Below are 26987 nucleotides of genomic sequence, written 5' to 3' on the forward strand. Positions count from 1 at the left end.
GGAAAGAGGTGATACATATGGCCAATATAAAACAAATTGCAAAAACCGCTGGTGTATCCATATCAACTGTTTCCCGCGTCCTTAATAATCACCCTTACGTAAAAGAAGAAAAACGTAAGCGTGTTCTAGATGCTGTTGAAGAATTGAACTATGCCAAAAATATAAATGCTATTCATTTAATAAAGGGAAAAACATATACAATCGGGGTTATGCTCCCCTTCATTAATCTTCCATACTTCAGTACCATTATTGAAGGAATCGGAAACGAAGCATTAGCAGCTGGATATCACATTAATTTATGTCAAACAAATTACGATAGCCTCGAAGAAATTCGCGTTCTTGAAATGATGAAAATGAAACAATTCGATGGAATGATTATTTGCTCTCGAACGAGTTCTTGGGAACAAATTGAACCTTTCGCAAAATTTGCCCCTATTATTTCATGTGAAAAGATGAAGCATCCCCTCATTTCATCCGTCTACGTAGATCACTATGAAGGCTTCCGTCTCGGCACTGCCTATTTACTCAGTAAAGGCCATGAAAAAATCGGAATCTGTTTAGCAAGAAAAACGAGTGCAAATTCTATGGAGCGCGAAAAAGCATTTGCTGATACGCTTCATAACGAAGGTAAAACGGTACATCCAGATTGGATTTTTCATCAATGCTATACGATGCAGGATGGTGCAAAAATACTTCATCGCATTTTAAACATGAAAAATCGCCCAACCGCTATTTTTACAGCGAACGATCAAGTTGCAGCTGGTTTATTAACAGAGGCGCGAAAACATGGCATTCGAGTCCCTGAAGAACTTGCTATCCTTGGATTTGATAATCATGAAATTTCAAAGGCGTTAGAAATTTCAACAATTGAGCATCCCGGCCTTACAATGGGCTCACATGCTTTTTCTTTATTCCATAAACAAATCCAAAGCGAGCAAATTGACGGGAACGCAGAAGAGCTTTCATTCCATTTAATTGAGCGAGATACTGTCTGAAAAAAGAGCGTTACCTATAGCGCTCTTTTTCAGCTCTTCACCTATTGACTTTATATTTTCTATCTCATATAATGAACCTAACGAACGGTAGGTAGGGGATGAAAATGACAGCAAACCGCATTAAAGCTGTAGCACTTTCTCATTTCGCACGCTACGGCTATGAAGGAACTTCATTGGCAAATATTGCTCAAGAAGTCGGGATTAAAAAACCATCGATTTACGCACACTTTAAAGGAAAAGAAGAGCTATATTTTATATGCTTAGAATCCGCTCTTCAAAAAGATTTACAGAGCTTCACAGACGATATCGACAAATTTTCAAATTCGTCTACTGAAGAATTGCTCTTACAGTTACTAAAGGGCTACGCAAAACGATTTGGTGAAAGTGAAGAATCAATGTTTTGGTTACGAACTTCCTATTTTCCGCCTGATGCATTCCGCGTACAAATTATCGAAAAAGCGAATGCACACATTGAAAACGTCGGAAAACTTTTATTCCCTATATTTAAACAGGCAAACGAGCAAAGTGAACTGCATAACATTGAAGTAAAAGACGCTCTAGAAGCTTTTCTATGCTTACTGGACGGACTTATGGTTGAACTACTATTTGCAGGTTTAAATCGCTTTGAGACTCGTTTAAACGCCTCTTGGCAAGTATTTTGGCGAGGTCTTTCAAACTGACGGATTGCTCCTTTGCAATGCGTCGTTTTTAAGCCCTTTACCTAACGACTGGTAGGAAGGAGAAATGACATATGGCATGGATTTATGTAATCTTAGCTGGTATTATTGAAATCTTTTGGGTGATTGGACTTAAAAAAGCGGAGGCTCCACTTGAATGGGCTGGTGTTGCGTTATTAATTACAATTAGTTTCGTCTTATTATTTAGAGCTTATAAAGATTTACCTGTCGGCACTGTATACGCAGTCTTTACAGGAATTGGAGCTGGTGGGATCGTTCTTACAGAGATTTTCTTCTTCGGAGAACCTTTCTCTATTGTAAAAGTTCTATTAATTGGTTTAATCTTCTTCGGAGTAATTGGGCTAAAACGAGTAACAGAAGAAAAAGAAGCGAAGGAGGCCGCATAAAATGGCTTGGTTATTTTTAATTCTAGCTGGTATTTGTGAAATTATTGGTGTACTCTTTATGAAAGTAGCCACTGAAAAGAAAGGCTGGGCACCAAAAGTTATTTTAATCGCTAACTTCGGCGTAAGTTTCTTCTTCTTATCCCTTGCGATGAACACGTTACCGATGGGAACTGCTTACGCGATTTGGACTGGAATCGGAACTGCGGGAAGTGCACTTCTAGGTATTCTTATTTTCCGCGAATCAGCGGATTGGCGTCGTCTTGCCTTCTTAAGTTGCATTCTATGCGGCGCTGTTGGCTTAAAACTATTAAGCTAACGTGAGGTGAATGTCATGTGGAAAGAAAAAGGAAAACAAATGTTAGCATGGATTACACTCGGGATCGTCATTCTACTGCAAATCAGTTTTCATATAATAGAATGGTTGTTTCATAAAGTAGTATCCATTCTTACATTTCTTCCTAGCATGGCACTTGAAATTGCATCTATTGTTTGGTCTATTATTGCCTCCATTGCAATCGTCATTATATGGAGTATCGCCAAACTATGGAATAAATTATTTAAAAAGGACAGTACTTCTGAAAAAGAGTAACTGTCCTTTTTTGTATTCATTCAAATTTTCTGTAGAAGTTTGATGTGATAAGACAAAGAAGACCAATTATAACAACGCTTATACCAATCCCATTATGCAAATTAGGAAATGGTGATGGTATATCTGAGTAAAAATTTGCTAATACGAGACCCATTGAAAATAAAAATATCCCTATTCTATATAACCATTTTCTTTTGTTCATCATTCTCCCCCCTAACATTTTTCATACACTCCTTTCTTTTGGACATACTACCTAAAAAAGGAGTGAATACTATGCAAAATTCTATACATAAGCAGATCCTATTTTTATTTTTCTTCTTTCTCATTTTCGTTATCATTTTCAGCTTTATATTACATACACCAAAAGATGTTGTACCGAATAGCCTCTCTGTTTATAAACTCTTACTTTCATATTGTCGTTATTGAAGAAGGTGCCTTATATAAGGCACTTTTTAAAATTCTCTCTTCTCATATAATTTCACTGAAACGAAGATAGATACTATGAACATGCATATTGAACTAATGAATAACACGCTGTTATATAGTTGAATTTGTTCTAGGTTGATTTCAAACAAAGTTTCTAAAATAACAATCGGTGCCATGAATATTACTATCGTAATAAAAATAGTTTTTTTATACCCTAGCCAAAACGCTATCGGTAGAACAAAACTTAAATATACTAAAATGAAGCTAATACTAGTAAATACTGTTGTTTCAATAAATTCAAATATATTAGTTCCATTTTTCATTACCATCATAAAACAACCAATTGATACACTTATGAAAAGAATAATAATCGATACGACATATTTGGCAAATACAATTTCTTTTTTCAATATCGGTAAACTATTTACTATTACTTCACTCTCATTTTTACCATCGGCTTCAAACGTTTTTATCGTCGCCATAACTGTAAAAATGACCGACATAATTACGAATACATTTCCCGTATCTTTTAAGGCCATATAAAAGAGAATAGGGTATAATATGTACCACATTAAAAACTTCCACTGAATAATAAAATCTTTTAAAATTAGTTGTTCCAAAACTATTCTCCTCCCCCTTACAAATCACGCTCACTATACAAATGAATTGAGAGTAACATAGACATAACATATAAAAGAAGCAGCACTGCTATAAAACAAATATTTACGACTAAACTCGTGCTCCAAGCATTCTCAACATCTAACCATACACTACTTACAATTACTCCACTTAATCCCCCAATTATAACTCCCATAAAATAAGCGGCCTGTTTCGAACTGCTATATTCTACCAAAAATTCAATTGGAAGTACGATCATGATATAAACCAATCCTCCCGTTATTCCGCCAAGAATCGCTCCCCACAGCATAAATCCAGTTATATGTTCATTTTGTAACTGAATTAGACCAACTAAAAGTGAGAAAACCACACCTAAAAGAACTAAAATGCTTACAAATATGTATTTTGCTATGACAATGTCTGTACGATTAAACGGTAAACTATTTAATATCTTTTCACTCTTATTCCTAGCCTCATAACTCGTCGACCATATTGTTCCAAGGATAGGTATAGTTATACTAAGCTTCAACAGAAAAGTGTCGCTACCGAAATCAACAATTGCTAGGAAAAGCAAGCATATAAAACCAACAACCCCTACCTTTCTTTGCAACATCATATCTTTTAAAACTAATTGCTTGATCATGTATTACACCTCACTAAACTCATTCCTTAACATCACTTATTAGTTTTTATATTAGACAAGGCCATAAGTATTAAAGCTCTTTCTTTTTAAAACTCACAATAGCTACAAACATTGAAGCTAAATAACTTACACACGCGCCTATACTTAAAATACTTATAACTAATCGTACATCTGAAGTTCGAAAAAACATTAACATGAGCCTTTCATCAGTAAATATATTACACATAAAACCTAACAAACCTATTATAGGAAAAAGCATAATTGCTCCAAGCATGGTAACCGTTCGCTTATCCTCACTGTATTTTATTGGAAGGATTATAACGGCATAAAAAACAGAAAAGAAAATAGCTATAAATAATGCATACCATGGAATATTTATATTTTCTTTTAATACAAATATAGGTAGTACAAAGAAAATAAATGTAACGATTAGACTGAATGCAATAAAATATAGTGTCGATATGTATTTCGCAATGACAATATCTTTCCTAGTAAAAGGTAGACTTACTAATACTTTTTCCGTACTATTTTTCTCTTCATTTGATAAAGAGATTGAAATCGTCAAAAGACATATAGCAAAACAAACATATGCCAATTGAAATGGTTCTATAGAATTTTGGAATGCTCCGTATATTGGTAAGATCAAATAGATAAGAAACATTTTTCGTAACTACTCAGCTTCTTCAAATAAAAAAACAGGCCAAATACATGTTTCCGATTCGAAAACATGAAAAGAAAATACTCCAATAAGAGAAAGAATCTAGATCAAATAGAGAATTTCTCTTATGAAGTTGTGCGATTCAAAGGAACCGTTCCGGTTTCTATAACCTGGCCTATTGCTCGTAAGACAGATTGTTTTTGTTTTTTCATGGTAGTTATAAAGCTTCGTATCTGACAAAAGGATTCTGCGCCTTTCTTACTTCGAAAAGTCCCAGACACTTTCTGTTTGACTTTCGTCATTCGAATATCCCGTTCCGCTTGATTATTGTCAAATGGAATGTCTGGATGTTCCAAGAATGCTAGAATTCTATCAGCATATTTGACGAAGCGATTCCATAAATTTTGAGCAGGCGTCTGCTTTCCTTTCTTTTTTAATTTTGCAGAAAAGACTGGTTGTTCTTTCAATATGGCTTGATAGACAGTAAACAGATTCTGTTGCTTTGCTTTTGGCAGACTTCCTTTGTATTGTTTTTTCAGCGTTAAAGCTTGCGTGAGAAATTTCTGCATCTGTTGAGCCCATTTTTGCCCCGTACTATCTATAATTCCTTGCAAATCTCGTAAGAGATGGGCATTGCATAATACATGTCGACAATCTGTATACGCATCATACGATTTCCAACCATCATGCATCGCAATTCCAGAAAAAGACGGTAAAATTCCGCCTGCATCCATTGCTTCTTTTCCGCGTTTTTGATGAATATGTTGCAAGGTCACCTCCGGTGTACTAGCGGTATGTAACCATTGTGTTTTATTTTTTACTCGCATACCGGTTTCATCAAAATGGACAACAGAAGACTGAAGGATCTTGTCTTTTACTTCTTGAAGAAAGGGCTGCAATTGAGCCGAAAAACTGTTTGTATGATTGACTAACGTTCCTTCACTAATCGAATGCCCAAAATAATCTTGAAAGAATTCTTTCGTTCGTTTCAAAGAAAGACACTGATAATGCGTTAAATAGGGAATCAGTCTTTTTATATTTGGACCATATTGAACAGGACGAGAGACAGTAGAAGGAAATTGTGATTCTTGGATAGAATGGCAATGTGGGCATTCTTTTTGTGACACTTTATGTTCTGTCACTTCTATCTGGATAGGTGGTAAATCATACACTTGGCGAATGCGGTATCCTTTTACAGGTTCTTGGTGTAAGGAAGTGTTACAACAAGTACAATGTGTAGGAGAATAGGTAATCGTATGGTCCGGAGTCGTTGTCAAATAAAGCGTATGTCCTTTGTGGCCCAACTGGCCACCGGTTTGACGATGAGACGGTTTGCGCAAACTTTTTGTAACGGGCTTACCCAAACCATCTGTAGAAGGTGGATTATGACTATTTTTGGAGTTTTTTTTTGAAGCATTTTCTAGTTCTTGTATACGTTTTTCTAACTTAGAAAATGTTTCTTCAAATAAAGAAATAACAGCTTCAGGTCCTTTTTTATATGCATCTAAAATGATTTTTCGATGGATCATCCTATTCACCTCCCTGTTTGATATACTCAGTATTTACAAATGGGAGGCATATGAAACAAGTAAAATAAAAAAAGACACCAAAAGGTGGCTGAGTAGTTACCATTTTTCTTTGTAAGAAAAACTCCTTCAAAATTAACTGTTGCATGCAATTCCCCCTTACAAATCACGTGCTTCATAAATTTTAATTGTAAGAAACATAGAAGCGATATAAATACTGACTAATGCGATGCATCCAAATATAAATACACCAATATGCAGAGGATTCATAATCCACTCAAGGAATGAAGGTGCTACTTCCTTCAGCCCATCACTAATAAATATCCAAAGTATCCCCCCAACTAGTATTGAAGTTGCTGCTATTATACTTATTACCACCTTTGATTTTGTAACATAATAAATAGGGAAAAAAGTGGCCATCCAAAATACGGCGTAAACAATTCCATTTATTACTTCGTACCATGAAATTTCAATATAAAGTTTAGGATAGTATGTAACGATATCACCAATAACAGCGATACACCTTATAAGAAAAACAACTAGCAGAGTGGAAGCCATGCCCCCTACAATGAATATTGCACAGGAAATATATCTAGCAATTATGATATCCTTTCTGCTTAACGGTAAACTATTCATAATAATGTCACTTGTATTTCGTTCATCTATTGCGACTAATATCATAACTGCGGAAAGAGTTATAAATAAACAACTCATAGGAAACAGCATTCCATCACCGTTTTCAAATAAAAGGAATATAAAGGGTATAATAAGATACACTGGCCATATCCCCCGAAAAAAGAACAAATCTTTATAGATGAGCTGACGCATAGGCACCTCTCCCTTTTGCGGTGTAAACGATAATATCATCTAATGTAGGCTTTTCTATTACAACCTCATTTCCAAACCAATCGACAATTGCTTGTTTATCCTTCGCTAAACCTTCAAAACCAAACTTATTTTTTCGTAATCCCACAAATAGCTCTTTTCCTTCTCGGTCTAATAAATCGTTACTTCCTTTTACGATTACGTAGTTCTCCATTAATTCATCTTTCTCACCAGTAAATATAATTTCTCCATCGTTGATAAACGTAATATAATCTGCGATGCGCTCTAAGTCTGTTGTAATGTGCGTTGAGAATAATACGGATACTTCATCCTCCATTACAATTTCTTGCAAAATATCAAGTAATTCACTTCGAACAACTGGATCTAACCCTGCTGTCGGTTCATCCATAATGATAAACTCCGCGTGATGTGAAAGTGCAATGGCAATCGCAAATTTCATTTTCATCCCTTTTGAGAGTTCTTTAATTTTTTTATACTTCGGAACTTGTAATCTGTGCATATACGATTTGTATTGCTCTTCGTCCCACTTTTTATATAACGGTGCAATAATACGTTTCATTTGTTCACACGTTAAATCTTCGTAGTAATGATTTTCATCATATACAAAACCAATATTTTGTTTTATTTCCTTCTCGGATTTCTTATTGTCTTTGCCAAAAATTTTTATATCGCCGCTATCTTTTCTAATTAAATTCATAATCATTTTGATCGTCGTACTTTTCCCGGCTCCATTTGGTCCAACAAATCCCATAATATAACCGCGTGGTAATGTAAAACTTATATTTTCCACTGCAAAATCTTGATAACTTTTACAAACGTTTTTTAGCTCTAGCACTCTTTATTCCCCCTCATATAAACACGCAATCATCTGCTGTAAATCTTCAAGTGAAAGCTGCAACGCTTTACTTTCATTTACAATCTCTTCCGCTTTACTTTCCAATAGCCGAAGCCTTTGTTCTTTTAGTCGTTCATTATTTTTACGTGAAACATAAGTCCCCTTCCCAGCAACAGTTTCTATATATCCTTCTTTTTCAAGCTCCTCGTACGCACGCTTCGTTGTAATTACACTAATTTGTAATTCCTTCGCTAAGCTACGAATAGACGGTAATTGGTCTCCACCCTTTAAACCACCATTTAAAATAAGCTGGCTTAATTGTTTTCTTATTTGTACATAAATAGGGTCTTGGGAAGAATTCGAAATAATAATATTCATGTTTTCCTCCAGTGTGTATATACTGTATATACCTTATATATACAGTATATACACAACATCCTATTTTTGGCAAGAAAAAAAGACCAACATTTTCCTGTTGGTCTTTCGTATATGTATCACTTTTCAAAGCGATCTAACATCTCATCTCTCATTCCAAAACTCACTACCGCAATTCCTACATACATAAACAGAAGGAACGCCGGATGAACTGTGTTGTACCAAGTGCTATCAACAATTAAATAAATCGTTAATGCTACAACAAGAACAAACGCTAAGATAAACATATAAAAGTGTCTTGTACTACCCATAATAAACTCCTCTCTTCTCTCGTCACCATTCAACAGTATATTGTATCGAATAATTCTATATGACTCAAGGTTAAATTTCTGTTATGTAATCAAGTTCCACCTTTATAATGTCCTCACATGCTATTGAAATGATTGTTCCTTTCTTATCAATTGCCGTCACTTCTCTATTATCCATTACACGATGTGCTACTCTTTCTAATACTTTTCCTTGATCTCGATAACAAAATTCTTTTACATCTTTAATCGTTTTTCCATTTTCTAAATGGTATATCATTCTATAACACCGATATCCCACATTTTCACCCCCAACTTGCTCGTTTTTTCACATATACATAAAAATGAGTCATTCCTATCTCATTGCATCTTCTTAATTTCAATAAAATTCTAACAAAAATAAATACTTTTATCAAACTGACTTTTTCAACAAAATCACCTATAAAACTACTTCTTTACACCATTATGAAACAAAAAATATAAAATTTTAACATTTTCTTCACTAATTCTGCATAAAGTGAAACTTTAATCAGCGGGGGATTTTTGTTCATCCCCACTGATTATTAGTTGAACCAATCGGACATTTACGGGCAGTTTATCTCCCACCTAACGCCTTTGCACCAGCCGAGTTTTCAGGTGGGAGTTTTACTGCCCGTTAATGTGGGACAAATTCTCCATACAAAAAAAGAACCCGCATATAGCGAGTTCTTCCTTTGTTATTCTAATTAAACTTGTACAGGAGCTAGCTTTTCATAACGTAAAACTGGTTTACGAGCAGCCAATGTTTCATCCAAACGTTTAATTACCGTTGTATGTGGCGCTTCTTGTACAACTTCTGGATTTTCTTCTACTTCTTTAGCAATTTGAATCATCTTATCAATGAAACCATCTAATGTTTCTTTTGATTCTGTTTCTGTCGGCTCAATCATAATACATTCTTCCACATTTAATGGGAAGTAAATTGTCGGTGGATGGTAACCGAAATCAAGCAGGCGTTTTGCAATATCTAATGTACGTACACCAAGTTTCTTTTGACGACGACCTGATAATACAAACTCATGCTTACAATGTCTATCGAATGGAAGATCATAGAATGGTGCTAATCTTCTCATCATATAGTTCGCATTTAATACCGCATACTCCGTTACTGCACGTAGTCCATCTGGACCCATAGAACGAATATATGTGTATGCACGAACGTTAATTCCGAAGTTACCATAGAATGGTTTTACGCGCCCAATTGCTTCTGGACGATCATAGTTAAAGTGATAGCCATTTTCCGTTTTCTCTAAAATTGGTTTTGGTAAGTACGGAATTAAATCAGCTTTCACACCTACTGGACCCGAACCTGGGCCACCGCCGCCGTGAGGACCTGTAAATGTTTTATGAAGGTTTAAATGCACAACGTCAAATCCCATATCTCCTGGGCGCGCTTGGCTTAATACCGCATTTAAGTTTGCACCATCATAGTATAATTTACCACCTGCGTTATGGACGATTTCTGCCATTTCTAAAATATTTTCTTCGAATAGACCTAATGTATTAGGATTTGTTAACATAAGTGCTGCTGTTTCTTCGTTTACAACACGTTTTAAATCTTCTAAGTCAACAAGACCATGTTCATTTGATTTTACTGTAATTGTTTCAAAGCCAGCTACAGTTGCAGATGCTGGATTCGTTCCGTGAGCAGAGTCAGGAACAATTACTTTCGTACGGTTAAAGTCACCATTTGCTTCATGGTATGCACGAATTAACATTAAGCCTGTCCATTCTCCGTGTGCACCAGCTGCTGGTTGCAATGTAACAGTATCCATACCTGTAATCTCAATTAAGTGCTCTTGTAAGTCGTACATTAATTCCATTGCACCTTGTACTGTCTTTTCATCTTGTAATGGATGAATATTTGCAAATCCTGCGAAACGAGCTACATTCTCATTAATTTTCGGATTATATTTCATCGTACAAGATCCAAGTGGATAGAATCCAGAATCTACACCGTGGTTACGGTTTGAAAGTGCTGTATAGTGGCGCATAATGTCAAGCTCAGATACTTCTGGTAGCTCTGCATCTTCTACTCGAATATAATCGCTCTCAAACACATCTTCTAGTTTCACTTCTTCTACATCTAATTTTGGTAGGCTATATCCTATGCGTCCTTCTTTACTCACTTCAAAGATAAGTGCTTGGTCTTGGTTCTTCATTGGATAGCCCCCATTTCGTTTACAAGTGTGTCAATTTCCTCTTTTGTACGAAGCTCAGTTACTGCTACAAGCATATGGTTCTCATGCTCTTTATAATCACGGCCTAGGTCGTAACCGCCGATAATATTCTTTTGTAATAATGCATCGTTTACTTCTTTCACTGGACGCTTGCAATCTACAACAAACTCATTGAAGAATGGTCCAGCAAATGTTACAGTGAAGCCTTTCGCTTCAAATTGACGTTTTGCATATTGTGCTTTAGAAATGTTTTGACGTGCCATTTCTTTCACACCTTGTTTACCAAGTGCCGTCATCGCAACTGATGCTGCTAATGCATTTAACGCTTGGTTTGAACAAATGTTAGACGTCGCTTTATCACGGCGAATATGCTGTTCACGTGCTTGTAACGTTAATACAAATCCACGTTTACCATCTGAATCTACAGTTTGTCCAACAAGACGTCCTGGAATTTTACGCATAAATGCTTTCGTTGTTGCAAAGTAACCACAGTGTGGTCCACCAAACTGCGTTGGAATACCAAATGGTTGTGCATCACCGATTACAACATCAGCACCAAATTTTCCTGGTGGTGTTAATGCGCCTAATGATAATGGATTTGAAGAAACGATAAATAATGATTTTTGTTGATGAACGATTTTTTCAATATCAGCTAATTTTTCAACTTGTCCGAAGAAGTTTGGATATTGAACGATTACACAAGCAACTGTATCATCTACTTCACTTTGTAATACGTCTAAATCTGTTACACCATCTTTATGATTAATTTCAACAACTTCAAGATGTTGACCTTTTGCATACGTTTCAAGTACTGCTCTTGATTCTGGATGAACTGCACTAGATACAAGAATTTTCTTTTTGCGAGTATGGCCAGCTGCTAGCATTGCCGCTTCAGCTAAAGCTGTACCTCCGTCGTACATAGAAGAGTTTGCTACATCCATTCCTGTTAATTCACAAATCATTGTTTGGAATTCAAAGATCGCTTGTAATTCCCCTTGTGAAATTTCTGGTTGGTATGGCGTGTAAGCTGTATAAAATTCTGAGCGAGAGATAACGTGATCTACAATTACTGGAGCGTAATGATCGTATACACCTGCTCCTAAGAAAGAAGCGTATTCTTTTAAGTTAGCATTTTTACTAGCCATTTGAGTTAACTCTTTTAAAAGCTCTGGCTCTGATTTTGCTTCTTTAATTTTTAAATCCCCTTTAAAACGAACACTCTCTGGAATATCAGAGAATAACTCATCGATCGTTTGAACGCCGATCGTTTGTAACATTTCTTTTTTGTCTTCTTCTGTCATTGGAAGATAACGATGCAACATGAAATCTACCCCTCTCCCCGTTACTTTGAACGTTTATAAAATGGTGTTGGAACAACTACTGCTTTGACGCGTTTATTACGAATTTCAATTTCTACTTCTGTATCAACTGCTGCGTATTTTACATCAATTAGTGCTAAACCAATGCTTTTCTTTAACGTTGGAGATTGTGTACCACTCGTTACTTCCCCGATTTTTTCTTCTCCAATAAATACAGGGTAATGTGTACGAGGGATTCCACGTTCGATTACTTCGATGCCGACTAACTTACGAGGCGCACCGTTTTCTTTTTGCTCTTTTAACGTTTCTTTTCCATAGAAGTCGGCTTCTTTATTTGGTTTTACCGCAAAGCCAATGCCAGCTTCAATCGGTGTAATATCTTTTGATAATTCTTGACCATAAAGTGGTAATGTTGCTTCGAAGCGAAGTGTATCGCGAGCACCTAAACCACATGCTTTTAAGCCTTCTTCTGCTCCAACTTCAAGAAGTTTCTCCCAAAGTTTTGCAGCATCTTCACTCTTACAGTAAATTTCAAATCCATCTTCACCTGTGTAACCTGTACGAGATACAAGTGCTGGAATTCCATCTACAAGAATATCGTTTTTAAATTTAAAGAACTTAATTTCTTTCAAATCTTCTGACACAACTTTTTGTAAAATGCCTTCTGCTTTTGGACCTTGAATTGCAAGCTGTGCAACTTCACTAGAAACATTGACTACTGTCGCATCGCCAATTACATGGCTAGCTAACCATTCGTAATCTTTCTCGATATTTGATGCATTGATTACTAATAAATAGTCTTCTTCACCACGTTTGTAGATTAATAAATCATCTACTGTACCACCATTTTCGTAGCACATAGCTGTATATTGTGCGCCTCCTACCTTTAAGGTAGAAACGTCATTTGTAACAACACGTTGTAAAAATGCTAAACTATCTACACCTTTTACCTCAACTTCTCCCATATGAGACACATCGAACAAACCTGCAGCCGTACGTACAGCTTCATGTTCTTCTTTAATGCTTGAAAATTGAACTGGTAATTCCCAACCACCGAAGTCGATTGTTTTTCCACCATACTTCGCGTATACATCAAATAACGGTGTACGTTGTAATGTAATCATGCTCTCTCCCCCTTATGCTTTGACAAATCAATAAAAGTTGCTCGCCATATCTAAACATTTTCACTCTGAAAAGATAGGATATACGGAATCTCATTATATTTTTTTATGAAAGCGTAAATAAAAAATCACTTTCTTGGATAAAATACGAAAGATTCCACACATTTCACACCATTATCCTAACATTATTCGCTATATTTCATCAATATTCTAGCATAAAAAATAATTTAGAATTTTTCATTCTTAATCTTATTAAATACAATTTTCAAAATTTAGCCCTTTATCTATTCCTATTCTTTAACTTTCAGCAAGTGTAATAGAGCCTTATTACAAGGCTTATATAATAAAGATTTTTTTAATAATTACTTTAGTTTATAAAAGGTGGGAGAGTCGTAATGAATGTCGATATTTCCGTAGATCGAACGTGGCAAAACAATTTTTTAAATAGAATTAATGAAGATGGTCCTTGGACAAATTGGGATTTATATCATTTAGCTTATAAAACAGAAAAATCGTTACTTGTTCCTACTTTCGATGGATTACAAGCACCGAAGCATTTATCTCATTTCACACCACTTCCTCATCAATTAGAAGTCGCTCAAAATGTCATTGAACAAATGAATGGTAAAGCGATACTAGCAGATGAAGTGGGACTTGGGAAAACGATTGAAGCTGGGCTTATTTTAAAAGAATATATGGTCCGCGGCCTTGTGAAAAAAGTACTTATACTCGTCCCTGCCTCTCTCGTATCACAATGGGCATACGAATTAAATACAAAGTTTTTTATTCCAGCTGTAGCCCAAAAGAAAAGCTACTCGTGGGAACAAGCCGATGTAATTGTATCATCAATTGATACTGCAAAACGTTCACCGCATCGCGATATTGTTTTGAATTTAGAATATGACCTTATTATTATCGATGAAGCACATAAACTTAAAAATAATAAAACAAAAAACTATGAATTTGCACAACGATTAAAAAAGAAATTTTGCTTATTATTAACCGCTACGCCTGTTCAAAATAAGATTGATGAAATTTTCAACCTCGTTTCTTTATTAAAGCCAGGACATTTAGGCAATCAATCCAACTTTGAAGAATATTACGCTTCAAAAAATCGTTCCGCCGAATCTGATGAAGATTTAAAATCTCTTATTAACAAAGTGATGGTCCGAAATCGACGTCATAATACCGGAATTGATTGGCCAAAGAGACATGTACGTACAATTTTTGTTGAGTTTAATGAAGAAGAGCAAGCTTTGTATAATGGTATTGAAAATTGGCGAGGACAAGATGCCTTCACATCTGCTTTCTCATCGTTAACTTTAAAACGGGAAGCGTGTAGTAGTCGTGAAGCTGTTTACTATTCATTAAAAAAACATGTGGAAAAAAGGCAGAAAGAAAATGAGCATTACATAAAAGACCCGCATATTGATGTGCTAATGGACAAAATTAATCATATTCCTTTCAACTCAAAAGCGAATAAAGCACTAGAACTTATAAAAGAAATTGACGATAAAGTCATTATTTTCACTGAATATAGAGCTTCGCAAATGTATTTACAATGGTTTTTACAACAACACGGTATTTCTTCCGTTCCATTCCGCGGCGGGTTTAAACGCGGGAAGAAAGATTGGATGAAGGAGCTTTTCCAAAACCACGCACAAGTATTAATTGCAACCGAAGCTGGTGGTGAAGGGATTAACTTACAGTTTTGTAGCCATATGATTAATTATGACTTACCGTGGAATCCAATGCGTCTTGAACAAAGAATCGGACGTATTCACCGTCTTGGTCAAAAGAATGATGTTCATATTTATAACTTAGCTACAAAACATACTGTTGAAGAACATATTTTGAAACTGTTATATGAAAAAATCAATTTATTTGAGCGTGTTATCGGTGAACTTGATGAAATTTTAACGAGAATTAATATGAAAAACATCGACGCACATATTCAAGAAATATTTGCGCAATCAAAAGGCGAAGGAGAAATCCGAATTAAGATGGAAAACTTAACATCTATTATCGACTTCGCGAAACGAAATGAAGCTGAGGTGCAAGGCTATGCAGCAACATGAAATTCATAATTACTTATACAATTTTTTTGAGGCGAATAACTGCGAAATTTTAAAGCGCTCCCCTCATCTATTAGATGTGCAGTTAACAATTGAGATGGATAAATTATTAATGAACCGTCCTTTTTATTGGCACTATCTTGAGAAAACAGGAGGCGTACCGAATCCGATGCGCCTTACTCTTCTTACAAATCCAGAAAGTGAAGAAAACGATGGTGAGCTTATTCACTACGGTTCACCACGTCTTCATCAAATTTTCCAAACGACAAAAGAATTAGGCTCTTACATACGTTTATATGAGGAAGTACGGCATAGCGGGGCAACGCATACACCGCTCCATCCTTGGCTCGGTGTAAATATAAAGGTTTCCTATCAATGTGATCGAAAAAAAGACATCCTTCACTCCATTGGGATTCATCTCATTTCTGGCACAATGATCGCAAACTTTCATGAAACATTAGCTAAAATTAAACTTACACCGAAAATACCTGACTTTTGTTTTACGCTCTCGCCTATCATTAAACCGCAAAGCGGTTTACAACGTATAGAGGATGCTTTAAAGAATATTATTGCAGAAGATGACCATACGTGGGCGAAAGAAGCAAGAGTGCGTTGGAATCACGATTTAGATCTTTTAAATCGTTTTTATGAAGAAAGTGATGAACTCCCCGAAAGCTATGAAATTGAAAAACAAGCCTTGCAAGAGCAATATGAACCACGCATTACAGTACAAATTATTAACGGCGGACTCTTTTATGTTACCGCGAATCATTTTCTTTCTTAAAAAGCCCCTTCTGTTTTAGAAGGAGCTTTTTTTGAGTTATCCTCTATCGCCATTACGCTCTTGTTGTTTTTGCTTTGCCATACGTTTTTGATGCGCACGATCCTTTGCGCTCACATGATTAGCATCAGTTGGAAGATTTTCTTTTGAACGACCAATTCCATTACTCATCTTTATCACTCCTTTTTATATCTTTCAAAATACATCCTTATTTTCAGCTAGAGATACAATCCTTATACAAAAAAATAAGAGCAGCCATTGGCTACTCTTACTCACTCACATATTTTTGAAACATATCATGGATGCCTTTATTTACGAGGTTCGAGATCTGCTCGTCAGATTTATTCGGATAACGATCACGCAATCTGATAGATGCCTTCACCATTAAATTTTCTAATACAGAACGGCCACCTTCTCCATAAATAATTTCAGCATACTTAACAAGCCTTCCATCCTCTACTGTTGCTGGATTATGATTGAAGAAAAATTTACTCATTGTCTCCACCTCTCTATTTTGATAACGTTTACATTTATATAGATTATTTATGTTATTTATTTCACAATATTGTATGCATGTATATTTAATTAGTTTCATTATAAAGCAACATATCGATAGTAAATATGTGATTTTCCGTCCATTTTGTGAACAAACCAAAAATGAAAGCGTTTCCTTTATTATATACTAAAAAAACTTACTACGCTAGGGGCAATTTTTTTAATCTACTAATCCCTCAAAAAGTAATATATTTTTTCTTTTCCCCTTAAACCTTATACAATTTTCAGAAATTATATTATAAAATATATGTATGACTTAAGGAGGATTTATATGAATCAAAATAAAAAAGCTATATTAGATCTTGTCTTTTATCTCGTAATCCCATTCCTCATTTGGAAATTTGCAAAACCTTATATCGATCCTTACTACGCGATGTTACTTTCCTCTGTTCCAGGGATTATTTATACACTGTATACCTTTAAAAAAGAAAAACAGTTTAACGTGACAGGGTTCTTTATTTTAATTACACTCATTTCTAATACAACAGTAGACCTATTATCTGGATCAGCTGAACGAATGTTGTGGAATGATGCGTATTATCACATCGTACTCGGTATTATCGTCATATGTACAATTTTTATAAAAAAACCACTTATGTTATATTTCGCAGCAGATATTGCCGCATTGCAAGGCCATGACCGTGATAAAAGTCGTGAACTGTATCGTGATAGTCGTATCTATCCAGCACTACAATACTTAACGCTATTTTTCGGCCTACAATTCATATTAAAAAGCTTCTTAAAAATTTATTTCATCTCTGTTTTCGGTGTAGATGGCTATGGTGAAATGAGAGCAATTATGACCGCTGTTGGGTGGGGCATTTCTATTTGCATCGGAATTGGATTTGTTTGGGTGAACAATAAAATACATGCCGTTACAGAAGAAAAAGAATCCGTGCAGTAAATGAAAATCCCCTAGTAGCATCATACTACTAGGGGATTTTCATTTTGCTACACATATTACGAAATCGTTAACTTGATTTTTTTCTTTTATCTTTTACGTTTCGATAAAACAAAGCAGCACTTAACGGCATAACACCAAACCACTTATTCATAAATGGCTCTTTTTCAGCACGGCGTTGTTCTTTCTTTTGTTTACGATCTTCTTTTGGAGCATCCATATACGACACAAACTGCTGTGTCACAAAGCGAACATAATCATTAGTAGACATATTATCATCACCTCTACTTGATTAGTATGTCCACTTTTTTATTCATTAATCTTTTCTTTTAATTCATTCATGATTTGTTTTACCGATTTATTCGTCGTATCGATATGAATATGAGCCTCTTCATAATGAGCTCGGCGCGATTCGAATTTCATCACAAATGCCTCTATATCTTTCTTCTGAAATAGTGGACGTGTCGTATCTTCACGAAGCCTTTCTGCAATTACATGTGGATCACAATATAAATACACGACAGTTCCATTTTCCTTCATCCACTTTCGGTTTTCCTCTCGCTCAATGATTCCACCACCAGTTGTAATAATTACATTACAACTGGGTAGTGAACGTAACATTTCACTTTCATATTCCCGAAAAGCCATTTCACCTTCTTCAGCAAAAATATCACGAATTGCCTTCTCCTGCTTCTCTTCAATTTTTTGGTCTGTATCTACAACATCCATATGAAGTTCTTTACTTAACGCTTTTCCAATTGTTGTTTTCCCTGCTCCCATATAACCGGTTATGTATATAGATTTCATGTTCGTTCCTCTCAATCATCCGTTATTATTTGTTATTATAACGAAAGATTACATTATTTAATAAAAAAACGTTTTGTTCTCCTTATACAATGAAGAACAAAACGTTATATACACGCTTTTACTTATAAGCGCCTCTTCTCACCCACTGTGTTGCAATCCATTTCTCACCTTTCGTTACAGGTGCCCCTCCATGTAACGTAAGCTCATTTAATGATTGGTCTTGATAAAAATACTCAAAGTATACTGCCATTCCCTTTCTAGGGTGCACAGAAAGATTTAATTTAGGGAAGAACGTTTCTCCACCTTCTTCTACATCATTTAAGTACATAACAAGCGTACTAATACGATTATTAGCAGCTGATCTACTATGTTCCGCAAAATAATCATAGTGCGCTTTATATTGTTGATCCACTTCATAATTTAAAATGTGTAATCCTTCTCCATGGGACGCAGGAACATTCATGATAGATGAAATTCGTTTTTCAATCTTCGCAGTAAGTTCATTATCGTCCAAAAATGCACCGCTACTCGTTCGAATATCATTTACATCACGTGATGAACCAACTTTAGAACGTTTCATTTTACTTTTAGACAATTCAATCAATTCATCGCATTCTTCATCACTTAATACATTTCCTAACACGACAATAAGAGGTTCTTCGAATTTTGAAATAATGTGTATTTCTCTATCTTCCGTCATAATTGCATTTCCTTTATGATCAAAAATAGTTTGTTCCTTATTTTCACCTATTTGATTGTTATTTGTCATTTCCCTATTCTCCCTAAAAAATATGTTTGGATAGCTTGAATATATCATATTCTTTCTACCTTTCTCTTTTTTGAGAAAATTTAAACTTTTGATTGTTTTATTTATCCATTTCCTATAAAAAAATAACCTATTTTAAAATAAGAAATTATGGTTTTCATCCGTATATTTTACATGCTATCCTTCTATCCAATCGAATATTTTCTCATCCTTTTTTCTATACCGGAAACTAACCTTGTAGAAAACTTCTTGTTTTATTTTGCACTGCAACGAAACGAGTATAACATCGTTTTCAAAGACGTAATTCCCACTTGCTTCGCCTTTTTTATATTGAAAGAAAAAAGTATCTTCCTTTTCTTTTTGCTGTAAGTCTTTTTTTATATTTGTAATAGATCGATTTAGTAGTTCCTCCAGTACAAACTTTTGCTCTATTTCAACATAAAATTTTTTATCTATAAGCAACATATTCGTTTCGTATACGAAGAACGAAGTTAATAATACAAGAAAAATGATTGTTCCTGGCATCGTAAATCCATCTTGTTTTCTCATGTATTTATTTCCATTTCACTATACCTTACAGCTACACCTTCATATATTGTCCCACTCCTATCTATCACATTTATAAAGAGCAAGTGAGGTGTTACTTCATACGAAACCGTTTCAACATTTTGTAATATAACTTCTCTTCCTCGCATGTTCACTTTTCTTATAAGATGATTATTCAATTTTTCATACGTCACTTCATCTCCAGTGCGAAGACGGAAGCGCAAAAGATTATCTTTATTTTCAGGGACTATTTTTTCTACAAAAGATACTTCACGAAACTCTAACTGTACTTGTCCTATAAACACATCCCATTCCCAATTATTTAATCCTTTTGATTGGTTGTTTTCTATTCCAATAAAATTTAAACGTGGCAAGAGTAAAAAGAACAGTGATAACAGAAAAAAACATACGATCATTTCTATTAATGTAAACCCAACTTCTAATTTATTTTTTCTCCTGCATAAAAGCATTGTTCCATCATTCTTCCTTTCACATCTTTCCACATAGCACAAACTTCATTTCCTCCCCAATATGTGTAATATACATTTCCGTTTACGACTTTTTCTTGCGGTCGTTTCGCCCCATTCTCATACATATATAAAGCTGCTTCCCTTTTTAATAATACAAATGCTTTATAGCGAATTTGTATATTTTTTCGTTCTTGCATAACCAATACTGTTTGCGGAAGTAGTAAAGATACTGCCATCATTACTATACTTAATGCTACAAGCATCTCAGCCATCACTGACCCTTTTTGACATTTCACGATACGTAAATCTCCCTCTCCCAAGCTGAAATACAATCTCATATTTATAACTTCGATACGAAAGTAAAATAGTGCCACCTCTATTAATATTTCCACTCTGATTATATGTCATCGGATTTGGAAAAGTATTCAAATCAATTTGTATATGGCTATCATATTCTCTTTTAATGATAGTAAGATTCTCACTTAGCTCCCCTATATAATACGTATGCCTATCTTTATACCATCGTAATGTATAATGTTTTTGACGGTTTATCGCTAATTGTTGCATATACAAAATATCGTTTGAAAACTGTCTTAAAAATTGTTCCACTTTTTGTTTTTCATGTAATGAATGTACGTTAAAATACGTGACCATACTTAGTACAGAAATTGCAAATAGAACGAGTAGCATTTCTAAAAGAGTAAAACCTTTTTGTTTCACAGTTTCCCAGTTGTTACTGTGCCATCATTTGAAATATGAATGGATTCACCATTCGGACACTCATCAGCTGTAATATATTTTTCATCTCTTAGCTCTTTTAGCGAGGGAATTTTATTATGTTGTAAATGGTATGCTTGTATTTGAGCTTCTATAGATTTCACATAGGCTTTACATCCTTTTCCTTCGACGGATGAACGCTGTGTAACCACATTCGGAATAATTAATAGTAATAGTACAGTTATAACGACCATAACTAATAACATTTCTAAAAGGGTAAACCCTTCTTCATTCTGCATGTAAATGCCTCCTAAATAGAATTCATCATTTGAAACATTGGCATAATCATCGCTAAATACATAAGAACGACTATTCCTCCAATACACGTAAATAAAATTGGTTGAATGATCACTAACATACGTTTAACTTTTTGCTCCATCTTTTCCATAATAAGATCGCTATAGTCACCTAATTCAAGCGCCAAATTACCGTTTGCTTGTCCATGCGTAATAATATAAGAAAGTTCTTCCTCATAATATCCGCTTTTAGCAATAATAGATTGCAACGGTTCTCCTGCAATTAATTGGCGTTCAATTCGACCCGCTTCATATTGAAAGAACGGATGATAATTTTGCTCCATCATTATTGTTAGGGCCTCAAGTACTGATAGTCCACCTTGTAATAAACCGCTCAATTGAGTGGCGAAATAATGTGAATGCTTTAAAATAAGAAATGTTTTTACGAGGGGGATACGAAGCATAATTTTTACCTGCTTCATATGCGGGAGTTTCCGAAAGTAAAACATATATACACTACATCCAATCATAATGATAAAAATAGTGCTAAAAATAAGGCTGGGTAGCAGCTTAATTGCACTTAATATTTGTTCTGTAAGTAACGGTGCTGTAGAACCGAATGAACTATATACCATGTCAACCTGCGGTAATAAAATGCGGTTAAAAACAAAAATCATGATTATTAAAAAGAACGCCAAAAACATAGGATACTGCATTATTTTCATCATATCTTTCCTATACTTATCCTTTTTATAAAGAAGTGCGCTCCCTTGTTGCAATGCAAAAGAAATATCACCATGTTGCTCAGCATAAAATAAATAACTTAACACCTCCTGATGAAACATTAATTGATGAAAAGAATCATGTAGACTTTTTCCATCTTTTAATCCATCAATCATGCGCTGCAATTGTACTTTCTTTTCTAAAGGTAATTGAAACTGTAAAAATTCTAATGCCTGCAAAAGGGAGTATCCTTTTTCTAATAGGTCTCCTAATCGTTTCAGCAATACTACTTGATCACTTAAACTCCATATTTTCTTAAACATACACATCCTCTTCTAAAAATCCTAAAGCGTATCCTTTTCGTATCGAAGATTCTAATGTTTCGTGCTTGTACGTGACACATTCCCCGTTTGCTTCTTTAATCGCTTGTTTTAACTCATATCCATATAACAACTCATAAATACTCGCTTGTCTTACCTGCCTCATTGATTTACATAAAGTTGAGCACTTTCCTTGGCAAAACGGACACTTCAATTCGACAAGTCGCTGTGCAGCTACAGCCAATAAAGATTGTTCAATCTCTTGCCTCGTTATGCCATAATCCATAAATCGTAGTATCGCTCCTTTCGCGTCACTAGTATGCAATGTCGTCATTACTAAATGGCCAGTCAAACTTGCTCTTATAGCGATTTTCGCTGTTTCTTCATCACGAATTTCACCGACTAAAATAATATCTGGATCATGACGTAAAATGGCCTTTAGTCCCGCCTCATATGTGATACCTGCTTTTTCATTTATTTGAATTTGTAATACATCGTCATTTCTTTTTTCAACTGGATCTTCAAGTGTAACGATGCGACGTGTTTTCTTTTTTTTAATTACCTCTAATAATGCATACATTGTTGTTGTCTTCCCCGAACCAGTCGGTCCAGTAAATACGAGTAACCCATGTGAATAGTGTAAAAAAGAGAGTAGTTTTTTCGCTGTACTTGGAAATAATGAAAGATGAGATAACGGCTGAATAGATGCTTGTAAATGAAGACGAATAACGAGACTTTCTTGGTATACGGTTGGAAGCGTGGAAAGGCGTAAATACACTTCTTGTCCATCCATTTGTAAATACAGTGAACCATTTTGTGGTTTCCGTCTCTCCCCTATATCCATGGATGCTAAAAATTTAAAGTGTGAAACAAGTTTTTCTCCAAATTCCTTTTCGATACAGTTTTTCGTCATTAAATCTTTTCCTATACGCAGTTGAACCGCTACATCCTTCTTCCGGGGCACAATATGTAAATCCGAAGCTTGTACCCTGCACGCCTCTTTCAAAATCATATTCGCAAAAATTTCAATTCCATTCATCATTTTTCCCTCCCCACTATGTATATAGCATGAAAAAATTCATAAGAAAAATCGGCATTTTTGTATTTTCACTAGAGAAAAAAGGGAAAATATGTTTGTGAAATTATGAACAATTTCCGAATTATTGTCTGAAATTACCTATATGGAAGTTTATCTGTATTATAATGTTATTATCTTGGATAAAGTGATAAAGGTGGAGATCCTCATGGAACAAGCTTTAAAAATTACAGGCGTATTATCTGACCCAACTCGTTATTACATTTATAAATATATTTCTCAAAAACATAGTTACGTAACTGTACAAGAAATTGCAGATGAGTTTGAGATTCATCCAAACGTAGCACGTTTACATTTATCTAAATTAGAAGATGTTCATATGCTGAAATCGGAAACGAAAAAAACTGGAAAAGGCGGAAGACCAAGCAGATTATATGTATTATCTGAAGATGTGATTCAATTACAATTTCCATTCCGTGATTATCAATTGTTAGCAAAAATAGCATTTAATTCTTTACTTAGCCTTGGCGCCGCTGGTGAAAAAGCACTATACGAAACAGGAAAACAATTCGGGGCCGAGTTAATGCAACAACATATGCAGCGTTTACATGTGAATGAAGATGCTTTAACAGTAGAGCAAAAAGTCCAAATTGCAAAAGAAGCTTTCTCAACAGCTGGTTTGTCACCTGCATTTGAATTAAGTGCGGATGGAACGAAAATTTTCTACGATGTACACAATTGTCCATTTAAAGAGGTTGCTGTTCATCACCCAACTGAAATTTGTAATATGCACGGAGATATGATGAAAGGGATTTTTGAAATCCTATTCCCTAACATGGAATTAACTAGAAACGATAGTCTACTAGATGGATGTAAATCTTGTAATTACAAACTAACAATTTAATTTTCTCATATAAAAAGAAGCCAATTATAATTGGCTTCTTTTTATATGAACGAATATTTACAATAGTAAGAAAAATGAACTATAATGAGGTGAGGTTTACTTTTTTTAGAAAAGGAGGGAGATGGCATGGAGCGCATGTTTCGCGTTCTCGGCTTTTGGACTGGAATTTTCTCGGTTATGTTTTACGTAGGGGATATGCAACAGGCTGCACTACTATTTTTAGGACAAACAGGTTTCTTCGTACTTTTAAGCTATTTAAATTTAACAGAGCGTATGTATATATACGTATTCGGGGCATATTTAACTGTTTTCTTCATAGGATTTACATACTACACGACATTTTTACTTGTCCCTGGAGCTGGACATTAAAGATGGCACTTTGCCATCTTTTTTTTAATTCCGCAATTTCCTAGTTGACTTATAGGTTTTATTACCTTATATTCTATATAACAGATTGGAATTAGGGGGAATCAACATGAATACACTGCTTGTCGGAATTAACGTTGCAGTCATGATCATCTTAGTTGGCGTATTATATTATATGCAACGTAAGCATGTATCTTTTAATAAACGTGTATTTACTGCTTTAGGAGTCGGAATTATATTCGGTCTTATATTACAATTTATTTATGAGCCAACTTCTAAAGTAATTATTGAATCAAATACTTGGTTTAGCTTAATCGGTAGCGGTTATGTGAAATTACTTCAAATGATCGTTATGCCACTTATTTTAGTATCTATTATTTCAGCCTTTACAAAATTACAGTTAACGAAAAACCTTGGTAAAATTAGTGGTCTTATTATCGGAATTTTAATTCTTACTACAGGAATCGCTGCAGCTGTCGGTATTGCCGCAAGTGCAGGATTTGATGTATCTGCAACAGGCCTGCAACAAGGTGATGCAGAATCTGCTCGTCTGAAGTTAGTTGAAGAAAGATTTACTTCTATTGAAAAAACAACAATTCCAGATAAATTATTAGAGCTGTTGCCTACAAATCCGTTTCTTGATTTAACAGGTGCTCGTCCAACATCAACAATTTCTGTTGTAATATTTGCAGCCTTTATCGGTATCGCCTTTATAGGGGTAAAACGAAAATATCCAGAACAAGCAGAACTATTTAAGAAAATGCTTGATGCTGTATATGCAATCGTAATGCGTATGGTAACATTAATTTTACGTCTTACTCCATACGGCGTATTAGCTCTTATGGCAAAAACAGTTGCTGGTAGCGACATTAATGCTATTTTAAAACTTGGTAACTTCGTGTTAGCGTCTTACGTGGCACTTATCGTAATGTTCGTTATCCACTTATTATTAATTGCTCTATCTGGTTTAAATCCAATTCAATATTTAAAAAAGGTGTTCCCTGTATTAACATTTGCATTCACATCTCGCTCTAGTGCTGGTGCAATGCCATTAAATATTGAAGCGCAAAAAGAAAAGCTTGGTATTTCCGAAGGGATTGCAAACTTTGCCGCATCATTCGGAGTATCCATCGGACAAAACGGTTGCGCAGGTATTTATCCAGCAATGCTTGCAATGATGGTCGCTCCAACTGTAGGAATCGATCCATTACAACCACAATTTATTTTAACTTTAATCGCTGTCGTTGCTATTAGTTCATTCGGTGTTGCCGGTGTTGGTGGCGGTGCAACATTCGCAGCGTTAATCGTACTATCTACAATGAACTTACCAATCGGTATTGTCGCTCTTGTTATCTCAGTTGAACCATTAATCGATATGGGTCGTACAGCTCTTAACGTAAGTGGTTCTATGACAGCAGGTCTTATTTCTAGTAAATGGCTTGGTGAATTAGATCAAGATACGTACAATCAAGATGATACAAAAACTGGTGAAATTGCTTCATAATAAAAAGGACGCTAACAAAAACTGTTAGCGTCCTTTTTTAGTTCTTTCCATCTTCCTCTTTTTCTTTTATACATAAGGCATAACATATTGTCTCAAATAATATAAGTAAAGCTCTACCAATTACTTCAACCATGGTAAAACACCACCTATATATTATTACGCATAGATATAATGAAATAATACCATTTTTCATTTTTTTAATAACTATTAATTATAAGCTAAAGACTAACTATTATTCCTCATCTGCAAACTGTAAAAACTCTTCCAACCGCTCCTTTAACTCCTCCTCTATCTCACAATAAGTTTCATCAACAAGTTCACCACTTAACTTACTTCCCCAAAACCTTATTTGAAGCGGTACTCCTAAAAAATAATTACAACATTCCCAGATAGGAACTGTATAAAATTCAATCATCTTTCCTTCTTCATCTAATACAGCTATCGAAATCGATGAATAATATCCTGTTGCAAAAGGATTTTCTTTATCTCTGATGAGTTCTATAAATAATTCCATGTTTTTTTCTATGTACAAATGTGAATAATCTTTAAAAAGTTTAAATGATATTCTCTCTATTTCCTTCTCCATGCATTGAACCTTCTCTTTTAACTCCAATGTAAAATCTTGTTCTTTATACTTCATTTCCGTCTCCTTACACATAGA

The 26987-nt window shown here is 34.9% G+C and carries 38 protein-coding genes; 12 read left to right on the forward strand and 26 right to left on the reverse strand.

Annotated features, from left to right (window positions below; all coding sequences use genetic code 11):
* The first annotated feature begins 17 nt into the window (after window positions 1-17).
* From QCI41_RS11445 to QCI41_RS11465, 5 genes are all read left to right on the forward strand, one after another.
* On the forward strand, window positions 18-995 hold the full coding sequence (locus QCI41_RS11445) for a LacI family DNA-binding transcriptional regulator (RefSeq protein WP_353837447.1): 978 nt from the start codon (window positions 18-20) through the stop codon (window positions 993-995).
* A 98-nt stretch (window positions 996-1093) separates the two neighbouring features.
* A complete protein-coding gene (locus QCI41_RS11450; protein WP_353837446.1) occupies window positions 1094-1675 on the forward strand; it encodes a TetR/AcrR family transcriptional regulator in 582 nt (193 codons plus the stop codon).
* A gap of 71 nt (window positions 1676-1746) precedes the next feature.
* The gene (locus tag QCI41_RS11455) at window positions 1747-2079 is read left to right on the forward strand and encodes a DMT family transporter (protein WP_353837445.1); all 333 of its coding nucleotides are present in this window, start codon (window positions 1747-1749) and stop codon (window positions 2077-2079) included.
* A gap of 1 nt (window position 2080) precedes the next feature.
* Window positions 2081-2395 (forward strand): DMT family transporter, encoded by a 315-nt coding sequence (locus tag QCI41_RS11460; RefSeq protein ID WP_046956356.1) that lies wholly within the window; start codon window positions 2081-2083, stop codon window positions 2393-2395.
* Between the two features lie 15 nt (window positions 2396-2410).
* Window positions 2411-2668: a DUF3975 family protein gene (locus tag QCI41_RS11465; RefSeq protein ID WP_353837444.1), complete on the forward strand. Its 258-nt coding sequence runs from the start codon at window positions 2411-2413 to the stop codon at window positions 2666-2668.
* 16 nt (window positions 2669-2684) lie between these two features.
* Here QCI41_RS11465 and QCI41_RS11470 read toward each other — a convergent pair whose 3' ends face one another.
* The 13 genes from QCI41_RS11470 to gcvT form a co-directional block, all read right to left on the reverse strand.
* Window positions 2685-2873: a hypothetical protein gene (locus QCI41_RS11470; protein ID WP_483299053.1), complete on the reverse strand. Its 189-nt coding sequence runs from the start codon at window positions 2871-2873 to the stop codon at window positions 2685-2687.
* Window positions 2874-3120: 247 nt separating this feature from the next.
* Window positions 3121-3714: an ABC-2 transporter permease gene (locus QCI41_RS11475; protein WP_353837443.1), complete on the reverse strand. Its 594-nt coding sequence runs from the start codon at window positions 3712-3714 to the stop codon at window positions 3121-3123.
* Between the two features lie 17 nt (window positions 3715-3731).
* A complete protein-coding gene (locus tag QCI41_RS11480; protein ID WP_353837442.1) occupies window positions 3732-4355 on the reverse strand; it encodes an ABC-2 transporter permease in 624 nt (207 codons plus the stop codon).
* A 70-nt stretch (window positions 4356-4425) separates the two neighbouring features.
* Window positions 4426-5016, reverse strand: a complete 591-nt coding sequence (locus tag QCI41_RS11485) for an ABC-2 transporter permease (RefSeq protein WP_353837441.1) — start codon at window positions 5014-5016, stop codon at window positions 4426-4428.
* Window positions 5017-5138: 122 nt separating this feature from the next.
* Window positions 5139-6542, reverse strand: coding sequence for an IS66 family transposase (gene tnpC / locus QCI41_RS11490; RefSeq protein ID WP_353836579.1), 1404 nt, complete (start codon window positions 6540-6542; stop codon window positions 5139-5141).
* A 156-nt stretch (window positions 6543-6698) separates the two neighbouring features.
* Window positions 6699-7367 (reverse strand): ABC-2 transporter permease, encoded by a 669-nt coding sequence (locus tag QCI41_RS11495; protein ID WP_353837440.1) that lies wholly within the window; start codon window positions 7365-7367, stop codon window positions 6699-6701.
* Window positions 7348-8220: an ABC transporter ATP-binding protein gene (locus tag QCI41_RS11500; protein ID WP_353837439.1), complete on the reverse strand. Its 873-nt coding sequence runs from the start codon at window positions 8218-8220 to the stop codon at window positions 7348-7350. The genes QCI41_RS11495 and QCI41_RS11500 overlap by 20 nt, the downstream gene beginning before the upstream one ends.
* A 3-nt stretch (window positions 8221-8223) precedes the next feature.
* Complete coding sequence (locus QCI41_RS11505; RefSeq protein WP_353837438.1) at window positions 8224-8598, reverse strand: GntR family transcriptional regulator; 375 nt, start codon at window positions 8596-8598, stop codon at window positions 8224-8226.
* Window positions 8599-8714: 116 nt separating this feature from the next.
* On the reverse strand, window positions 8715-8906 hold the full coding sequence (locus tag QCI41_RS11510) for a hypothetical protein (protein ID WP_000535935.1): 192 nt from the start codon (window positions 8904-8906) through the stop codon (window positions 8715-8717).
* A gap of 70 nt (window positions 8907-8976) precedes the next feature.
* Window positions 8977-9180 (reverse strand): DUF3929 family protein, encoded by a 204-nt coding sequence (locus QCI41_RS11515; RefSeq protein WP_353838839.1) that lies wholly within the window; start codon window positions 9178-9180, stop codon window positions 8977-8979.
* A gap of 445 nt (window positions 9181-9625) precedes the next feature.
* Window positions 9626-11101, reverse strand: a complete 1476-nt coding sequence (gene gcvPB, locus QCI41_RS11520; protein WP_000795689.1) for an aminomethyl-transferring glycine dehydrogenase subunit 2 — start codon at window positions 11099-11101, stop codon at window positions 9626-9628.
* On the reverse strand, window positions 11098-12441 hold the full coding sequence (gene gcvPA / locus QCI41_RS11525) for an aminomethyl-transferring glycine dehydrogenase subunit 1 (protein WP_000903246.1): 1344 nt from the start codon (window positions 12439-12441) through the stop codon (window positions 11098-11100). The genes gcvPB and gcvPA overlap by 4 nt, the downstream gene beginning before the upstream one ends.
* Window positions 12442-12461: 20 nt before the next feature.
* Window positions 12462-13562 carry a glycine cleavage system aminomethyltransferase GcvT gene (gcvT, locus tag QCI41_RS11530; protein WP_353837437.1) on the reverse strand — a complete coding sequence of 367 codons (1101 nt, stop codon included), beginning with the start codon at window positions 13560-13562 and terminating at the stop codon, window positions 12462-12464.
* Window positions 13563-13954: 392 nt separating this feature from the next.
* On the opposite strand from gcvT, the gene QCI41_RS11535 reads away from it, so the two are divergent.
* Complete coding sequence (locus QCI41_RS11535) at window positions 13955-15637, forward strand: DEAD/DEAH box helicase (protein WP_353837436.1); 1683 nt, start codon at window positions 13955-13957, stop codon at window positions 15635-15637.
* Window positions 15624-16418, forward strand: a complete 795-nt coding sequence (locus tag QCI41_RS11540) for a YqhG family protein (protein ID WP_001183977.1) — start codon at window positions 15624-15626, stop codon at window positions 16416-16418. The genes QCI41_RS11535 and QCI41_RS11540 overlap by 14 nt, the downstream gene beginning before the upstream one ends.
* A gap of 36 nt (window positions 16419-16454) precedes the next feature.
* On the opposite strand, the gene QCI41_RS11545 is transcribed toward QCI41_RS11540, so the two are convergent.
* Both QCI41_RS11545 and QCI41_RS11550 read right to left on the reverse strand, forming a co-directional pair.
* The gene (locus tag QCI41_RS11545) at window positions 16455-16586 is read right to left on the reverse strand and encodes a hypothetical protein (RefSeq protein ID WP_000064661.1); all 132 of its coding nucleotides are present in this window, start codon (window positions 16584-16586) and stop codon (window positions 16455-16457) included.
* A 97-nt stretch (window positions 16587-16683) separates the two neighbouring features.
* A complete protein-coding gene (locus tag QCI41_RS11550; RefSeq protein ID WP_000032702.1) occupies window positions 16684-16911 on the reverse strand; it encodes a hypothetical protein in 228 nt (75 codons plus the stop codon).
* Window positions 16912-16984: 73 nt separating this feature from the next.
* On the opposite strand from QCI41_RS11550, the gene QCI41_RS11555 reads away from it, so the two are divergent.
* Together QCI41_RS11555 and QCI41_RS11560 are read left to right on the forward strand one after the other, a co-directional pair.
* Window positions 16985-17101, forward strand: coding sequence for a hypothetical protein (locus QCI41_RS11555; protein ID WP_003279814.1), 117 nt, complete (start codon window positions 16985-16987; stop codon window positions 17099-17101).
* Window positions 17102-17241: 140 nt separating this feature from the next.
* Window positions 17242-17874, forward strand: a complete 633-nt coding sequence (locus QCI41_RS11560) for a VC0807 family protein (RefSeq protein WP_001073110.1) — start codon at window positions 17242-17244, stop codon at window positions 17872-17874.
* Between the two features lie 67 nt (window positions 17875-17941).
* Here the strand turns inward: QCI41_RS11560 and QCI41_RS11565 are convergent, their stop codons facing one another.
* The 10 genes from QCI41_RS11565 to comGA form a co-directional block, all read right to left on the reverse strand.
* Window positions 17942-18142 (reverse strand): YqzE family protein, encoded by a 201-nt coding sequence (locus QCI41_RS11565; protein WP_000106080.1) that lies wholly within the window; start codon window positions 18140-18142, stop codon window positions 17942-17944.
* A gap of 38 nt (window positions 18143-18180) precedes the next feature.
* Entirely contained in the window at window positions 18181-18678 is a 498-nt protein-coding gene (gene aroK, locus QCI41_RS11570) for a shikimate kinase AroK (RefSeq protein WP_098764550.1), read from the reverse strand.
* A gap of 118 nt (window positions 18679-18796) precedes the next feature.
* Window positions 18797-19447 carry a 2OG-Fe(II) oxygenase gene (locus QCI41_RS11575; protein WP_048562313.1) on the reverse strand — a complete coding sequence of 217 codons (651 nt, stop codon included), beginning with the start codon at window positions 19445-19447 and terminating at the stop codon, window positions 18797-18799.
* A 174-nt stretch (window positions 19448-19621) separates the two neighbouring features.
* A complete protein-coding gene (gene comGG, locus QCI41_RS11580) occupies window positions 19622-19993 on the reverse strand; it encodes a competence type IV pilus minor pilin ComGG (protein WP_353837435.1) in 372 nt (123 codons plus the stop codon).
* Window positions 19990-20460 carry a competence type IV pilus minor pilin ComGF gene (gene comGF / locus QCI41_RS11585; RefSeq protein WP_353838838.1) on the reverse strand — a complete coding sequence of 157 codons (471 nt, stop codon included), beginning with the start codon at window positions 20458-20460 and terminating at the stop codon, window positions 19990-19992. The genes comGG and comGF overlap by 4 nt, the downstream gene beginning before the upstream one ends.
* Window positions 20430-20732 carry a hypothetical protein gene (locus QCI41_RS11590; protein ID WP_000829516.1) on the reverse strand — a complete coding sequence of 101 codons (303 nt, stop codon included), beginning with the start codon at window positions 20730-20732 and terminating at the stop codon, window positions 20430-20432. The genes comGF and QCI41_RS11590 overlap by 31 nt, the downstream gene beginning before the upstream one ends.
* Window positions 20725-21180 carry a competence type IV pilus minor pilin ComGD gene (comGD, locus tag QCI41_RS11595; RefSeq protein ID WP_353837434.1) on the reverse strand — a complete coding sequence of 152 codons (456 nt, stop codon included), beginning with the start codon at window positions 21178-21180 and terminating at the stop codon, window positions 20725-20727. The genes QCI41_RS11590 and comGD overlap by 8 nt, the downstream gene beginning before the upstream one ends.
* A complete protein-coding gene (gene comGC / locus QCI41_RS11600; protein ID WP_001178693.1) occupies window positions 21177-21476 on the reverse strand; it encodes a competence type IV pilus major pilin ComGC in 300 nt (99 codons plus the stop codon). The genes comGD and comGC overlap by 4 nt, the downstream gene beginning before the upstream one ends.
* Before the next feature lie 11 nt (window positions 21477-21487).
* The gene (comGB, locus tag QCI41_RS11605; protein WP_080377689.1) at window positions 21488-22519 is read right to left on the reverse strand and encodes a competence type IV pilus assembly protein ComGB; all 1032 of its coding nucleotides are present in this window, start codon (window positions 22517-22519) and stop codon (window positions 21488-21490) included.
* Window positions 22512-23555, reverse strand: coding sequence for a competence protein ComGA (gene comGA / locus QCI41_RS11610; protein ID WP_353837433.1), 1044 nt, complete (start codon window positions 23553-23555; stop codon window positions 22512-22514). The genes comGB and comGA overlap by 8 nt, the downstream gene beginning before the upstream one ends.
* A gap of 205 nt (window positions 23556-23760) precedes the next feature.
* On the opposite strand from comGA, the gene QCI41_RS11615 reads away from it, so the two are divergent.
* The 3 genes from QCI41_RS11615 (at window position 23761) to QCI41_RS11625 (ending at window position 26326) form a co-directional block, all read left to right on the forward strand.
* Window positions 23761-24456 carry a helix-turn-helix transcriptional regulator gene (locus tag QCI41_RS11615; RefSeq protein ID WP_353837432.1) on the forward strand — a complete coding sequence of 232 codons (696 nt, stop codon included), beginning with the start codon at window positions 23761-23763 and terminating at the stop codon, window positions 24454-24456.
* Window positions 24457-24582: 126 nt separating this feature from the next.
* Window positions 24583-24825 carry a DUF2626 domain-containing protein gene (locus QCI41_RS11620; protein ID WP_000440719.1) on the forward strand — a complete coding sequence of 81 codons (243 nt, stop codon included), beginning with the start codon at window positions 24583-24585 and terminating at the stop codon, window positions 24823-24825.
* 106 nt (window positions 24826-24931) lie between these two features.
* Complete coding sequence (locus QCI41_RS11625; RefSeq protein WP_240588489.1) at window positions 24932-26326, forward strand: L-cystine transporter; 1395 nt, start codon at window positions 24932-24934, stop codon at window positions 26324-26326.
* Between the two features lie 232 nt (window positions 26327-26558).
* On the opposite strand, the gene QCI41_RS11630 is transcribed toward QCI41_RS11625, so the two are convergent.
* Entirely contained in the window at window positions 26559-26966 is a 408-nt protein-coding gene (locus QCI41_RS11630; RefSeq protein ID WP_353837431.1) for a hypothetical protein, read from the reverse strand.
* Window positions 26967-26987: the final 21 nt, after the last annotated feature.

It is taken from the genome of Bacillus cereus group sp. MG4 (assembly GCF_040460055.1).
GTDB lineage: Bacteria > Bacillota > Bacilli > Bacillales > Bacillaceae_G > Bacillus_A > Bacillus_A wiedmannii.